Raw genomic sequence first — 13,876 nt, 5'->3', positions numbered from 1 at the left:
GCCATCGGCAAGCCTTCAATCATAGGCTTAGGCACGGCTTTGCGAGATGCTATGAACTGTTAGTCTTTACCGCTGCCGCATGACGCCCAGACCCCGGCGGCGGACGAGGCGGCGGCCGCGTATGGTTTCGCGGAACAGGATCAGGAGGCCCGAGCCGACGATCAGCGTCAGCCCGATCCAGGTGGACAGGCCCGGAAGCACCCCGAACACCACATAGCCCCACAGCACCGCCCAGGGCAGGTAGGTGTATTCGAACGGGGTGACGACGCTGGCCTCGGCCATGCGATAGGCCTGGCTGAGCGCGAAGAAGCCGATGCCCGAGGTGACCCCCAGCGCCGCCAGCGCCAGCCAGTCCATCGGCGCGGGCGCGATCCAGTCGCGGTAGAGAAAGGCCAGGCTGGGGTGCGGCGAGGCGGTTTCCAGCCCCGAGAATACAAGCCCCAGCACGGTGCCGCCGACGATATAGACCAGCAGGGTTACCAGCGTCATGGTGCCGCCATTGGTACGGCTGCCCAGACGCCGGGTGGCGATGATCGAGACCGCATAGAACAGCGCCGCAGCCAGTGCCAGCAACGCCGCCGGCTCGAACACCGCCGCCCCCGGTTGCACGATCACCAGTACGCCGACCATTCCGAGGAGCACCGCCAGCCAGCGCCAGATACCGATCCGCTCGCCCAGGAACACCGCCGCCAGCAAGGTGACGAAGATCGGGGTGGAGAAGGTGATGGCCGCCGTCTCGGCCAGACCAATGGCGGCCAGCGCCATGTAATAGACGAGATAGGACGAAAACGCCGCCACCGCGCGGGTCAGTTGCAACGGCCATGAACCGATCTTGAGCGGCCAGAGCGCGCCTTCGTACCGGGCCATGGCCAGCGCCACCGGCAGGGCGAAGACCGAACGCCAGAACACGATCTGATGCACCGCGAAATCGCTGCTGAGGCCTTTGATGATCACGTCCTGGATCGGAAAGATCGTGGTGGCAAGCAGCAGGAACAGGATGCCGGTCAAAGTGGTCGCGCCCTCGGGCTGATCCGCACCCGCGGAGATATTCGGATCGGCAGCGGTCATCTTGTTCTTCCCTTGGCACCTGCCGCATTTCGCCCCGGATCGAATCGGCGGTCTTGTCGGCGGGCGACAAGCGCGTCGCGAACCGGCCCGGAGAATGCGGGCAGGCTCCGAATTTCCGCCCAAAAGCCAGGCTGCTGCATGCGGCGATCCGCTGGCGGTGAAACGCTGGGCTTGGCCGTGCGCCTTCCCGCCCAAGCCGCCAGCGTCCTTTGGCAAGGCGGCGCCACGAATCCCTATCCACAGCCATCCCATCTTTGCCACTTTCCGGTCCCGCGCCATGACGAGGGCACTGAACGCAGCAACAGGATGTTTGAGAATGTCACAAGCAAGTAGTCTCGAAAGACAAATGCTGGATCTGATCAATGAAGAGCGTACGTCACGGGGGTTGAACCCGGTCCAGCTTGAACTCAGGTTGAACGATGCTTCGGAGGATCACAGTAGGTGGATGCTGGAGCGCGACGTGTTCTCGCATACCGGGGTCAACGGTAGCTCTCCGGGGGATCGTATCGAACAGACCGGGTTCAAGTTCGAAGGCAATTCGATCGCGGCCGAGAACATCGCCTGGCAAAGCGAACGCGGCGCGCCGGGCTTAGCGGATGATGTGAAGGACCTGCACGATGGCCTGATGAACAGCCCTGGGCACCGGGCCAATATCCTGAACCCCGATGTGACACTGGTGGGGATCGGGATCGAACGCGGCGAGTTCGAAGGGCATGACGCCGTGATGGTGACCCAGAACTTTGCCCGCACCGATGCGCAGGTGGAACTGGATACCGGGGTGCCCGTGCCCGAGCCGGTACCGACACCGGAACCGACCCCAACACCGGAACCCACACCTGAGCCAGAACCCACGCCGGAACCCGAACCGGCGCCGGAGCCAGAGCCGACGCCAGAACCTGAACCAACGCCAGAGCCGGAGCCAATGCCCGAGCCGGAGCCAATGCCCAAGCCCGGTGACCCATGCGGCGGCAGCGATGGTCCGGACCTGATCTTTACCGACAATCGCAGCGGTCAGATGCACGGCAATGGTGGCGACGACATCATGTTCGGGGGCCGTGGCGTGGATATCTTCTGGGGCGATGCCGGGAATGACATCCTGATCGGCGGCCGTGGCAAGGACCAGCTGTCTGGCGGGGATGGCAACGACCTCCTTGTCGGGGGGCGCGGCAAAGACATGCTTGACGGCGGCATGGGAGACGACCTTCTCCTTGGCGGACGCGGCAAGGATGTGCTGGATGGTGGCGAAGGCGACGATCTGATGCTGGGCGGCGCCGGCGCGGACACGTTCCTCTTCTCGACCGGCATGGATACCGTCTTTGACTTTGGTGGCCGGGGCGAGGCGGACCTGATCGGCCTTGGCATGGCAGATGGCATCGCCGATTTCGACGATCTCAGGGCCAACCACCTGAGCGAGGTGGACGGCGATGCGGTGATCACCGATGCGGCGGGCAACAGCTTGACCCTGGTTGGCGTTCAGATGGATATGCTGGACACGCAGGACTTCCTGTTCTGATTACCCAAGGTGCGGTGCCCGTCACCAGCGGACCGGCACGGTGAGCGGCCCCCGAAAGGCCCAGCCGCCGAACCGGGCCTCGCCGTCCAGGGCGAGGCCCGGGAACCGTTCGAAAAGGAGCGGCAGCGCCACCTCTCCGATCAGCGCCTTGGATGCCCAGGCTCCGGCGCAGAAATGCGGCCCGGCGCCGAAGGAGATCGCCGGTGCGATATCCTGATCCAGATCGAAGCGGTCGGGATTGGTGAAAACGCTCTCGTCGCGATTGCCCGATCCGAACATCAGGAATACCCGGTCCTCGGGTTCCAGCGTCACGCCCTGCACCGTGGCGCGCTGTACCACCCGGCGCGGCGACATGCCGATGGGCGAGATCCAGCGGGCATATTCCTCGAACCCGCGCAACCAGGGCACCGCGCCCGATTGCAGCCGTGCCAGCGCCTCCAGGTGGCTGAGCACCGCCCAGGCGGTGCCGGCGATGGCATCGCGCGGCTCGTTCTGGCCGCCGGAGATAGCGAGCTTGATATTGGCGCGGGTCTGCGCATCGCTCAGACCCGCGCGGCGCTGCACCGAGAGCAGCGAATGGTCGGGTGCGGCATCCAGCACCGGGATCATCGCGTCGATATGGGCATCGATCGAGGCGGTGCAGTCATGACAGCGCGCCTCGACCGCTGGATCGCCCGCGTAATTGGCGCAGCCGTCGATCATGCCCTGGCTCACACGGTCCATCTCGGCCGCCGCCATGTTGGTCAGCCCGGTGATCGCCTTGAGCGCCTCGGCCGAGACGGGCATGGCATAGTCGCGCACCAGATCGCAGGTGCCGCGCGGCGCCAGATCGTCGAGTACCCGCTCGGCGGCGGCGCGGAACTGTGCGGTCCAGACCTGTTTCACCGTCTTGGGCGAGACGGTGGGAAAGATCGCCTTGCGCTCGGCCATGTGCGCCCCGCCATCCTTGCGCATCATGTTCTGGCCCATCAGCACGGTCATCAGCCCCTGCGGCTGGTCCGAAGAGAACACCTCGACCCGCTTCTCCTGCTCGAAAATGTCGTCGCGCCGGGTGATCAGCGTCGCGCCCAGTTGCGGCACATAGGCAATGGGCGCCTCGGCCCGCATCCGTTTCAGATCGGGATAGGGATCGGCCCAGAAGGCACCCGGGTCGATGTCATAGATGGGTGCATCCGACATGGCGCGACTCCCTGTTGTCATGTCAACATGCAGGTCACTCTGCGCAAAGCCTGTTGTCGTGTCAACACATTCGCTCTAGGCTGCGGTGGCATCAGGATCAGGAGCCCATGACCATCGACCTTTCCGACGACCTGTTCCTTGTCCACCCCGACGGCACGGCTGACGGCCCCGCCGCCGCCACGCTCAGTTTTACCCGCTCGCCGACGGTCCTGCTCACCTTTGCCGGGAACCGGTTCACCCGGGCGGCAGCACGGCATTACCAGTCGGAATTCGGCATCGGTGCGATGGACTGGCGCATGCTGGTGATGCTGACGCGCGAGCCGGACAGCTCGGTCTCGCATGCCGCGCGCACCATCGGCATCGACAAGGCGGCGGTCAGCCGCTCTTTGCGACGTCTGGAAACGCTGGGGCTGGCTGCGGCCCGGGACGGCGACGAACGGCGCCGCCACTGGACCCTGACCGAGGCCGGGCGCCGGATGCATGGCCGCATCCTCGACAGCGCGCTGGAGCGCCAGCGCCGCCTGCTCAACGGCTTCACGCCAGAGGAAGTCGAGGCGTTCACCACCTATCTGCGCCGGATCCTCGACAATATCGAAACGCTGGGCGCCACCGATCCCTGAACCCACCCGTCCCTTCATTTCGCTCAAAATACTCCGGGGGGAGCGCCGCAGGCGCGGGGGGCAGCGCCCCCTGCCCGGCCTATTCCAGCGCCTTGGCAAAGGTCGCGGTCAACCGCTCGTCCAGCATCGCATGCGGCGGCGCCGAGGCGCCGTAGTGTAGTTCGGCCAGCGCCACGATGCTGTTGAACAGCACCACCGAACCGCCTGCGGGCGCGGCATGGACAAAGAGTTTCTGGTAGAACGCATCGACCCCGATTGACGGGAACTTGGCCATGGCCACGCCACCGGGCGCCGGGCCGCCAAAGAGCAGCAGCACCGCGGGCGGCAGATCGACGCCAAGCGCCGCCGCCTCGGCGGTGAAATCGATCTCGCCGAACCAGACCGTATCGGATTGCACCGCAACGATGGCGCGCAGGCGGGCAACGGTTTCGGGCACATCGTGGCGGCTTTGCAGCGCGAGAATGCCGTAGTCGGCGGCCAGACCTTGGGTCGGCACCGGCATCGGCGTGATCCCGTCCAGCCCGTCAAGCGCCGGGGCAAGCGCGGCATCAAAGGCGGCCAGCGCCTCGGCATCCTGGAGGCCATAGCGGCGTTTCAGGAAATCGGCGGATGTATAGACCACCTGCACCGCGTCCGCCCCGGCATAGGCCAGTGCCCGGAACGGCAGGTCAAGCCCGGCGCGGATGTCCTGCGCCAGCAGGGTCGTGTTGACCGCCGGGTCCGAGAAGATCTGCACCCGGGCGGGCGGCATCTCGACCCCTTCGGCGGCGGCCAGCCGGGCGTGGTCGATCGCGACAACCGGGGCAAGACCTGCGTCGGCCGCTGCGCTTACGATCTGGTCAAAGGCCGTATCGACCCCCTCTTGCAGCGGCGCGGTACTGGCCGGGGCCGCGAAGAATGCGATGGCCAAACCGGCCGCAGTCAGGAAACACCTGTGAAACATCTGTCTTCCACGTCGTTGCAAACTGGCAGGGGCGGCACCTCGGCACGGCCCCCGCCAGCTTACGGCGCGGGGCGTCAATCGGAAGAAAAAATTGCCTCCGGTCCACTCTCTTTGGAATAGCGGATCAGTAGACCTTGGGCACGTAGAGCTCGTCCGGCAGCACCCGGCGTTCGTAATCGGGGTTGTACCTGCGGTCCGGGAGCGTGACCTTTTCGTGCGGGATGTCGTGATAGGGAATCTTCGACAGAAGATGCTCGATACAGTTCAGCCGTTCGCGTTTCTTGTCGTTGCCCTCGACGATGTACCACGGCGCCTCGGGGATGTTGGTGCGCTCGAACATCGCCTCTTTGGCCTTGGTGTACTGTTCCCAGCGGATGCGGCTTTCCAGATCCATCGGCGACAGTTTCCACTGTTTCATCGGATCGTGGATGCGCATGAGGAACCGCATCTGCTGTTCCTCGTCGGTGATCGAGAACCAGTATTTCAGCAGGATGATGCCCGAGCGCACCAGCATGCGTTCAAACTCGGGAACGTCCTGAAAGAACTGTTCCACCTGATCGTCGGTGGCAAAGCCCATCACCCGTTCGACGCCCGCGCGATTGTACCAGGACCGGTCGAACAGCACGATCTCGCCCCCGGCGGGCAGATGCGGCACGTAGCGCTGGAAATACCACTGGCTCTGCTCGCGGCGCGAGGGCGCGGGCAGCGCCACGACACGGGCCACGCGCGGATTCAGCCGCTGGGTGATCCGCTTGATCACACCGCCCTTGCCGGCGCTGTCGCGCCCTTCCATCAGGATGCAGACCTTGGCGCCGGTATGTTCGACCCAGTCCTGGACCTTGATCAGTTCGGCCTGAAGCCTGAGCAGGTTGCGGAAATAGGTCTGCCGGTCCAGCATGTCGGGATGCTGGTCCTTGTAGATCTTGCGGATCTCCATCGAGAGCATCGGCTCGCTGAACTCGATTTCGATATCCTCGTCCAGCGAATCCTCAAGTTCGGCCTCGAGCCATTCCATCGACGGATCGTTGGTGTCATTGGTCAAAATGATTTCCTTTCGGCTGTCTAACAAATCTGACCCGTATGCGGGCTGAATGAAGATCTCATGTCACGGCTGCGGGCGTTTGTCGTTGCGGGAAATCAAACCGCGCGAACCGGGGCCTGCGATTGTAGATGGGAGATCCTGCGGCCGCTGCAAGGCACCCTCTTCAGACCGGCAGCGCCGTTGTCTTGAACACGGTCCGGAGCGCGAAAGAGCTTTGCATCTGTGCCACCCCGGGCAGGCGGGACAGGTACTGGCGGTGAATGCGGGCAAAATCCTCGGTGTTCTCGGCCACGACTTTCAGGATGTAATCGGCGGTACCCGCCATCAGGTGGCATTCCAGCACGTCCGGGATACGCGAAACCGCCTTTTCAAAGGCGTCGAGCAGCTCGTCGGCCTGGCCCTGAAGCGTGATTTCGACAAAAACCGTGGTCGGCAGCCCCATCTTGCGCGCATCCAGCAGGGCCACGTAGTCGCGGATGTAGCCGTCGGCCTCCAACCGCTGGACCCGCCGGTGGCAGGCAGAGGGGGAAAGGTTGGCCCGTTCCGACAGGTCCGCGTTGGACATCCGGCCCCGTGTTTGAAGGGCCGCGAGAATCTTTCGATCTGTCGCATCAAGGCTCATGCGCGCACATCCTTTGCGTATTGATGATTATAGTTCGAAGAATATCGCAAAAAACATGCAAATGACGAGTGGAGTTTCACAGAAATTGTTTACGGGACCTGCCAAAATATTAGGCAGATTGCGAATGGAGGACGCAAAAATGAAAATCGGTTGCCCCAAGGAAATCAAACCCCAGGAATTCCGGGTTGGCATGACCCCGAACGCGGCGCGCGAAGCGGTTGCGAACGGTCACGATGTCATCATCGAAACCAAGGCCGGTGCGGGCGCCGGGTTCGAGGATGCGGATTACATCGATGCCGGCGCGCGGGTCGTGGACACCGCCGAAGAGGTGTTTGCCACCGCTGACATGATCGTTAAGGTTAAGGAGCCCCAGGCTGTCGAGCGCAAGATGCTGCGCGAGAACCAGCTGCTGTTCACCTATCTGCACCTGGCGCCGGATCCGGACCAGACCCATGATCTGCTGGCCTCGGGCGCGACCTGCATCGCGTATGAGACCGTCACCGACCGCAACGGCGGTCTGCCGCTGTTGGCGCCGATGTCGGAAGTGGCCGGCAAGCTGGCACCGCAGGTTGGTGCCTGGACCCTGCAAAAGGCCAATGGCGGCCGCGGTGTTCTGATGGGCGGCGTGCCCGGCGTGAACCCGGCCCGCGTCGTGGTGATCGGCGGCGGCGTTGTCGGCACCCATGCGGCCCGCGTGGCTGCAGGCATGGGCGCGGATGTGACCGTGCTGGACATGTCGCTGCCGCGTCTGCGCTATCTCGACGACACGATGCGCGGCGAGTTCAAGACCTCTTACGCGTCCAAGGGTAACACCGCCGAGCTGGTGGCGCAGGCCGATATGGTGATCGGTGCGGTTCTGGTTCCGGGCGCGGCCGCGCCCAAGCTGATCAGCCGCGCGCAACTGTCGACCATGAAGCCCGGCGCGGCGCTGGTGGACGTGGCCATCGACCAGGGCGGCTGTTTCGAGACCTCGCGGGCGACCACCCATGCCGACCCGATCTACGAAGTGGACGGGATCATGCATTACTGCGTCGCCAACATGCCGGGCGCGGTTGCGCGCACCTCGACCATCGCACTGGGCAACGCCACCATGCCGTTCATGCTGGCGCTGGCCAACAAGGGCTGGAAACAGGCCTGCGCCGATGACGTTCACCTGCTGAATGGCCTGAACGTGCATGCCGGCAAGCTGACCTATTACGCTGTTGGCGAAGCGCTGGGCCTGGACGTGGTGTCGCCGCAACTGGTGGTCAAACAGGCGGCCTGATCCGACCTGCAAGACCCGAATTTTGGACCCTCGTCGGCAATGTCGGCGGGGGTTTTTTCTTTGCCTGGGGCGCCCTCGCGATCAGGCGGCGTGATCGGCCTTGATCATGTCGGCGCATTTCTCGCCGATCATGATCGAAGGCGCGTTAGCGTTGCCGGATACCAGAAGCGGCATGATCGAGGCATCGGCCACGCGCAGCCCGTAGAGCCCACGCACCCTGAGCCTGGGATCGACCACAGCCATGTCATCGACGCCCATCTTGCAGGTGCCAACCGGGTGATAGACGGTGTCGGCGCGGTTGCGGATGTGCTGTTCCCATTCGGCATCGGTTGTGGTGTCGTGCACGCCAAACAGTTCTTTGTGCCGGTATGGTGCCATCGCGGGCGCTTCGAGCACGGCGCGGGTCATCTTGGCGCCCTTGATCAGGGTTTGCAGATCGCGGTCATCGCTGAGGAATTTCGGGGCGATGCCGGGGTCAGCCATCGGGTCGCCCGAATGCAGGAAGACCTCGCCGCGCGAATGCGGGCGCAAGACGCAGACATGGCAGGAACAGCCATGGCCCAGGTGCAGTTTGCGCGCGTGATCGTCGACGATCGAGATCACGAAATGGGTCTGCACGTCGGGCCGGTCGAGGCTTGGGTCGGTCTTGAAGAAACTGCCCGCCTCGGCGATGGACGAGGCCACCATCGAGTTGCTGTCCTTGCGCCATTTCAGGATCTCGCCCACCAGCTTCCCCGTCGCCCGCAGACCGATGCCGATTTTGTCGGTATCGCGGGTCTTGTAGGCGAGGATGAAGTCGATGTGGTCCTGAAGGTTCTGGCCGACGCCGGGCAGGTCATGCACCATGTTGATCCCGTGCGGGGTGATGTCCTGCGCCCGACCAACCCCGGACAATTGCAGCAGTTGCGGCGACTGGAACGCGCCGCCGCAGAGGATCACCTGCTTGCCCGCAAGAACCTGTTTGTCCTGCTTGCCCTAACGATAGGCGACGCCTGTGGCGCGCTTGCCTTCGAACAGGATGCGGGTCGCGCGGGCCTTGGTGATGACGGTCAGGTTGGGGCGCTTGTCCATCACGGGATGCAGATAGGCGGCTGCCGCCGAACAGCGTTCGCCGTTCCTGTCGGGGGAATGAAAGATGCTGATCTGGTAGAGGCCCGCGCCTTCGTTATTGCCGGTGTTGAAGTCCTCGGTCCGGCGGATCTGCATCTGGTTGCTGGCGTCGATGAACGCCTTTGAGATCGGGCGGGGCGCCTTCTGGTTCGAGACGTGCAGCGGGCCGCTGTCGCCATGCATTGCGTCGGCACCGCGCACGTTGTTTTCGGCACGTCTGAAATAGGGCAGGACGCTGTCCCAATCCCAGCCGTCGTTACCCAGATCGGCCCAGCTGTCGTAGTCCTGTTTTTGGCCACGGATATAGAGCATTGCGTTGATCGCCGAGGAGCCGCCCAGCGGCCCTGCCGCGCGGCTGATAGCCCTGACGCCCGTTCAGACCGGGTTATGGCACCGTCTTGAAGGCCCAGTTGTTAATCTTGCCATAGCCCGGCAGCATCGCCACTACACCCAGCGGCGCGCGGATCAGGAAGTCGCAGCCACCGCCGCCCGCCTCGAGCAGGCAGACCTTGACCTTGGGATCCTCGCTGAGGCGCGATGCGAGCGTCGCGCCTGCGGAGCCGCCGCCCACGATTACGAAATCATAGCTCATTTTCTCGCTTCCACCCCGAGCGACCCGACGACAGGAAGAAGCGCAGATCTGCATGATCTGCTGTGATGCGGCGGATCGCATAGTGCGAGTTAGCAACGGATTCTGGACGTCTGTCCAGTTTATCCGACGCGGGCCTTGGGCGGAGGTGAAGAGATCGCGAAAACCGCCGGCGACGGATCGGCAGGTCTGATACTGCACGCTTGCGCGAAACGTGTTTCTGTGAGGAGGGAGGGTGGTAGCGTGAGGCGGACTTGAACCGCCGACCCCAGCATTATGAGTGCTGTGCTCTAACCAACTGAGCTATCACGCCGCAACCACGGGCGGTGACTACCCAAGCGCGGCGGCGGTGTCAAACGGATTCCGGGGCATGTCCGGCAAAATTTACCCGACCGGTTTTCGGGTGTCTCCGAGGGTCGGGGGCGCTGCCCCCACCGCCGCAAGCGGCGGTTCCCCCGGAGTATTTGAAGCGAAATGAAAAGCCTGCTCCACAGGGGGATCAGCCCTTTTTCTTGATCTCGACTGTGTGCGGATAGGGAATCGAAATGCCGCCCGCATCGAAAGCTTCCTTGATCTTGCGGGTCAGCTCGAACTTCAGTTCCCAATAGTCGTCGGCCTTGCACCAGAGCCGGGCGGTGAGATCGACGGAACTGTCGCCCAGATTGGTGACGCGGACCCAGGGCTCGGGGTCGGACAAAACCCGGGAATTGGCGCGCGCGGTCTTTTCTATGATCTTCATCGCCGTGCCGGCATCGTCGCCGTAGTCGATGCCGAACACCAGATCGACCCGGCGCGTGTCATGGGCGGAGAAGTTCATAATGATCGACCCCCAGGCCTTGCCGTTGGGCATGATGATCTGGACATTGTCCGGGGTGACCAGTTCGGTGGTGAAGAGGTTGAGGTCGCGCACCGTACCCGCGGTACCGCCGATATCGACATACTGGCCAAGCTTGTAGGGCCGGAAGATCACCAGCATGACCCCTGCGGCAAGATCGCTGAGTGTGCCCTGGAGCGCCAGCCCGATGGCCAGCGAGGCAGCGCCCAGGATAGCCACGATACTGGTGGCCTGAATGCCGAAGATGCCCAGGACCGCAACCAGCACCATGGCCAGGATGCCCCATTTGACGGTGCTGGCCAGGAAATTGCCCAGTGTCGGGTCGATATGAGGTGTCGCGTTGATCCGCCGTCGCACCATGCCGGCTACCGCTCCGGCGACGATCCAGCCAACGATGAGAACGACAAGCGCCTTGCCCGCGCTCAGAACCAGCGGCCAAAGCATATGGGCCTGATCCATGTATTCCTGCATTGTTTTCCCTCTGTAAGACTTTGGCCAAAAACTTGGGGCCGCCCTCGCCCGGAGAGCGGCCCCGAGGCTTGTGTGGTGATCAGCGCTTCAAAGCATCGCGGATTTCAAGCAGAACATCCAGTTCCGAGGGCCCTGCGGGGGCTGCGGGTTCAGCCGCCGCCTCTTCCTTGGCAGCCGCGTCCTTGGCCCGGTTCACTGCCTTGACCAGCAGGAACACCACCCAGGCAATGATCAGGAAATTGATCACCGCCATGAAGAAAGCACCGTAGGCAAATACCGAGGCGCCTGCTTCGCGCGCAGCAGCAAGCGAGTCGTAGGTGGTGCCATCGCTGCCCAGCACCGCGAAGTTGTTGGTGAAATCCGCCCCACCAGTAAACAGGCCGACGATCGGGTTGATCAGGTCGTCGACCAGCGATTTTACGATTGCCGTAAAGGCGGCACCGATGATGATGCCGACCGCCATGTCCATCACGTTGCCCTTGGCGATGAACGCCTTGAATTCCTTGAGCATGATCCGTTCCCCTGGATGTTCCATTCTTGTTGCAGACACTTTGGCCCAGCGCAGGATTAACTGCTGGCGCCCACAAATCACGGGGAAAAATCGCATTCCAGGTATAGCTTTTCCGTTTAGGCGGAAAACTGTGTTCGCCAGAGAACAACAGGTATGGAGCGGCGCACAGACCGGGGCCTTAAACCGGCGGAGCGGCGCCCCTAGCTTGAGGCAACGAGAATCCGGGATAAGGAGCCCCCTGCCATGTTCGATCTCAACGAATTCCCCGTAAGCCGCCGCTGGCCGTCGCAGAACCCTGACGTGTTGCAGCTTTACTCCTTTCCCACGCCGAACGGGATCAAGGTCTCGATTCTGCTCGAGGAGCTGGGCCTGCCTTATGAGGCGCATACCGTCACCCTGTCGGACGCGGATGTAAAAAGCCCCGAGTTCCTGTCGCTGAACCCCAACAACAAGATCCCCGCGATCATCGACCCGGACGGGCCGGACGGTCAGCCGCTGGCGCTGTTCGAAAGCGGCGCGATCCTGCTGTACCTGGCGGAGAAGACCGGGCGTTTCATCGGTGAGACCGCCGCAGACAAGGCGCGCGTCGTGCAGTGGCTGATGTTCCAGATGGGTGGGGTCGGGCCGATGTTCGGCCAGCTTGGGTTTTTCTACAAGTTTGCCGGAGCCGAGATCGAGGATCCGCGCCCGCGTGACCGCTATATCGCCGAGGCACGGCGGATTCTGGCGGTGCTTGACGGGCAGCTGGCGACACGGGACTGGATCGCGGGTGAATACTCGATCGCGGATATCGCCATCGCCCCCTGGCTGCGGGGGCTCGACTATTACGGCGCGCGCGAGGTTCTGGGCTGGGACGGTTTCCCGAATGTCGTGGCCTATCTCGACCGGTTCCTGGCGCGGCCTGCGGTGCAGCGCGGGTTGACGATCCCGGCGCGCGAGGGGTGATCCCAATCAGACCCGGCGCGACAGGGGTAGAAAGACAAATACGCCCAGTATCGCCAGCACGATGACAAAGGCGGCAAATTCGAAAGCGGCGGACACAGTTCCGGCGCTTTCGGCCCATTTGCCGCCCAGACCGGGCAGGATCGCGAAACAGGCGTAATAGACGGTGTAGAACAGGCCCATGCCGATGGCCCGTTGCTCGGGTTTCAGAACGCGGGCGGGCAGGCTGATCAATCCCGCGACCGGTATGCCCGACAAGAGACCGATCAAGGCCATGGTGATCAGCATCGGCGGGACGCGGGGAAACAGGAACAGGGCGAGACCAAAGAGGCTGAGGCCGGTCAACAACACCATCGCGGGCCGCCCGGTGCGATCTGTCAGCCAGCCGCCAAATGTACCGGTCACGACAACGGTCCAGGACACGATGCTGATCGACAGGCCCGCCAGTTCCAGCGACATCCCCCTGTCGACAAGCGATGTGGAACCAAAAGACAGCAAGGCGGCGAGGCTGGCGTTGAACGCGCCCCAAGAGAACCCGGCAACAAGCACCGCGCCAAGAATAGCACCCTGCGGCACGGCCCGGGCAGGCGTGCCTGTGGTGACGGGCTCTGTGTCGGGGCGGCGATAGAACAGGAAAAAGGCGGCCAGGGCCGTCGCGATCAGGCCGGTTTCGACCGCGAACGGCAGGGCAACGCCACCCTGGGCCGCCAGCCAGGGCTGTACCACAAGCGACAGGCCGATACCGGCAGGCCAGGAGTTGATGAAGATCACCATGGCGGTTGCGATCTGGCGATTGGCGAACCAGTCGAGCACCAGCTTGCTCATCAGGACGTTCATCAGGATGCCGCCGATACCGGCCATCAGCCGGGCGGCGCTGAACACGCTCAACGGCGGTTGCAGCGCCATGATCAACGACCCCGCCGTCATCAGCGCCAGTCCGAAGAGGATCACCCTTTCATCGCCGAACCGGCGGGCGATGCTGCCACCCGGCAAGGCCACCACCACGCCCGGCAGGAAATAGAGCCCCACGATCCAGCCGAGCCCGGCGATATCCAGCGTGTAGGAGTCAGACAACAACGGACCGATGCCACCGATGGTCGCGAACTGAAAGGCCATGGTGCAGCGCACCAGAAACAGCAGGATAAGAATACGCCAGTGCAACGCCAT

Annotated in this window: 12 protein-coding genes, 1 tRNA gene and 1 pseudogene; 4 read left to right on the top strand and 10 right to left on the bottom strand. The window is 63.5% G+C overall.

Features of this window, described 5'->3' with window-relative positions; genetic code table 11:
* Positions 1–66 precede the first annotated feature (66 nt).
* Positions 67–1,068, bottom strand: coding sequence for a DMT family transporter (locus OEZ49_RS19020; RefSeq protein ID WP_263389775.1), 1,002 nt, complete (start codon positions 1,066–1,068; stop codon positions 67–69).
* 316 nt (positions 1,069–1,384) lie between these two features.
* Here OEZ49_RS19020 and OEZ49_RS19015 point away from each other — a divergent pair, with 316 nt between their 5' ends.
* Entirely contained in the window at positions 1,385–2,581 is a 1,197-nt protein-coding gene (locus OEZ49_RS19015; RefSeq protein WP_263389774.1) for a CAP domain-containing protein, read from the top strand.
* A 21-nt stretch (positions 2,582–2,602) separates the two neighbouring features.
* Here OEZ49_RS19015 and OEZ49_RS19010 read toward each other — a convergent pair whose 3' ends face one another.
* Positions 2,603–3,760 (bottom strand): cytochrome P450, encoded by a 1,158-nt coding sequence (locus OEZ49_RS19010; RefSeq protein ID WP_263389773.1) that lies wholly within the window; start codon positions 3,758–3,760, stop codon positions 2,603–2,605.
* Between the two features lie 107 nt (positions 3,761–3,867).
* On the opposite strand from OEZ49_RS19010, the gene OEZ49_RS19005 reads away from it, so the two are divergent.
* A complete protein-coding gene (locus OEZ49_RS19005; protein ID WP_263389772.1) occupies positions 3,868–4,380 on the top strand; it encodes a MarR family winged helix-turn-helix transcriptional regulator in 513 nt (170 codons plus the stop codon).
* Positions 4,381–4,459: 79 nt separating this feature from the next.
* Here the strand turns inward: OEZ49_RS19005 and OEZ49_RS19000 are convergent, their stop codons facing one another.
* The 3 genes from OEZ49_RS19000 to OEZ49_RS18990 form a co-directional block, all read right to left on the bottom strand.
* The gene (locus OEZ49_RS19000) at positions 4,460–5,323 is read right to left on the bottom strand and encodes a DUF302 domain-containing protein (RefSeq protein ID WP_263389771.1); all 864 of its coding nucleotides are present in this window, start codon (positions 5,321–5,323) and stop codon (positions 4,460–4,462) included.
* Positions 5,324–5,447: 124 nt separating this feature from the next.
* Complete coding sequence (ppk2, locus tag OEZ49_RS18995) at positions 5,448–6,338, bottom strand: polyphosphate kinase 2 (RefSeq protein WP_370462757.1); 891 nt, start codon at positions 6,336–6,338, stop codon at positions 5,448–5,450.
* Positions 6,339–6,528: 190 nt separating this feature from the next.
* A complete protein-coding gene (locus tag OEZ49_RS18990) occupies positions 6,529–6,987 on the bottom strand; it encodes an Lrp/AsnC family transcriptional regulator (protein WP_164129702.1) in 459 nt (152 codons plus the stop codon).
* Between the two features lie 139 nt (positions 6,988–7,126).
* Between OEZ49_RS18990 and ald the strand changes: the two genes are divergently transcribed.
* The gene (ald, locus tag OEZ49_RS18985) at positions 7,127–8,251 is read left to right on the top strand and encodes an alanine dehydrogenase (RefSeq protein WP_263389770.1); all 1,125 of its coding nucleotides are present in this window, start codon (positions 7,127–7,129) and stop codon (positions 8,249–8,251) included.
* A gap of 81 nt (positions 8,252–8,332) precedes the next feature.
* Here ald and OEZ49_RS18980 read toward each other — a convergent pair.
* The 4 genes and pseudogenes from OEZ49_RS18980 to mscL all read right to left on the bottom strand — a co-directional run bounded on the left by OEZ49_RS18980 (position 8,333) and on the right by mscL (position 11,767).
* Positions 8,333–9,953: pseudogene (locus OEZ49_RS18980) on the bottom strand (GMC family oxidoreductase).
* 233 nt (positions 9,954–10,186) lie between these two features.
* Positions 10,187–10,263: transfer RNA gene (locus OEZ49_RS18975), tRNA-Met, on the bottom strand.
* Between the two features lie 186 nt (positions 10,264–10,449).
* On the bottom strand, positions 10,450–11,256 hold the full coding sequence (locus tag OEZ49_RS18970) for a mechanosensitive ion channel family protein (RefSeq protein WP_263389769.1): 807 nt from the start codon (positions 11,254–11,256) through the stop codon (positions 10,450–10,452).
* A gap of 79 nt (positions 11,257–11,335) precedes the next feature.
* Positions 11,336–11,767 (bottom strand): large conductance mechanosensitive channel protein MscL, encoded by a 432-nt coding sequence (gene mscL, locus OEZ49_RS18965; protein WP_263389768.1) that lies wholly within the window; start codon positions 11,765–11,767, stop codon positions 11,336–11,338.
* 243 nt (positions 11,768–12,010) lie between these two features.
* On the opposite strand from mscL, the gene OEZ49_RS18960 reads away from it, so the two are divergent.
* Complete coding sequence (locus OEZ49_RS18960; RefSeq protein WP_164129676.1) at positions 12,011–12,712, top strand: glutathione S-transferase family protein; 702 nt, start codon at positions 12,011–12,013, stop codon at positions 12,710–12,712.
* A 6-nt stretch (positions 12,713–12,718) separates the two neighbouring features.
* Here the strand turns inward: OEZ49_RS18960 and OEZ49_RS18955 are convergent, their stop codons facing one another.
* On the bottom strand, positions 12,719–13,876 hold the full coding sequence (locus tag OEZ49_RS18955; protein WP_263389767.1) for an MFS transporter: 1,158 nt from the start codon (positions 13,874–13,876) through the stop codon (positions 12,719–12,721).

This window comes from Ruegeria marisflavi, from assembly GCF_025673445.1.
Classification (GTDB): Bacteria; Pseudomonadota; Alphaproteobacteria; order Rhodobacterales; family Rhodobacteraceae; genus Ruegeria_B; species Ruegeria_B marisflavi.
This window is presented reverse-complemented; position numbering and strand designations above follow the sequence as displayed.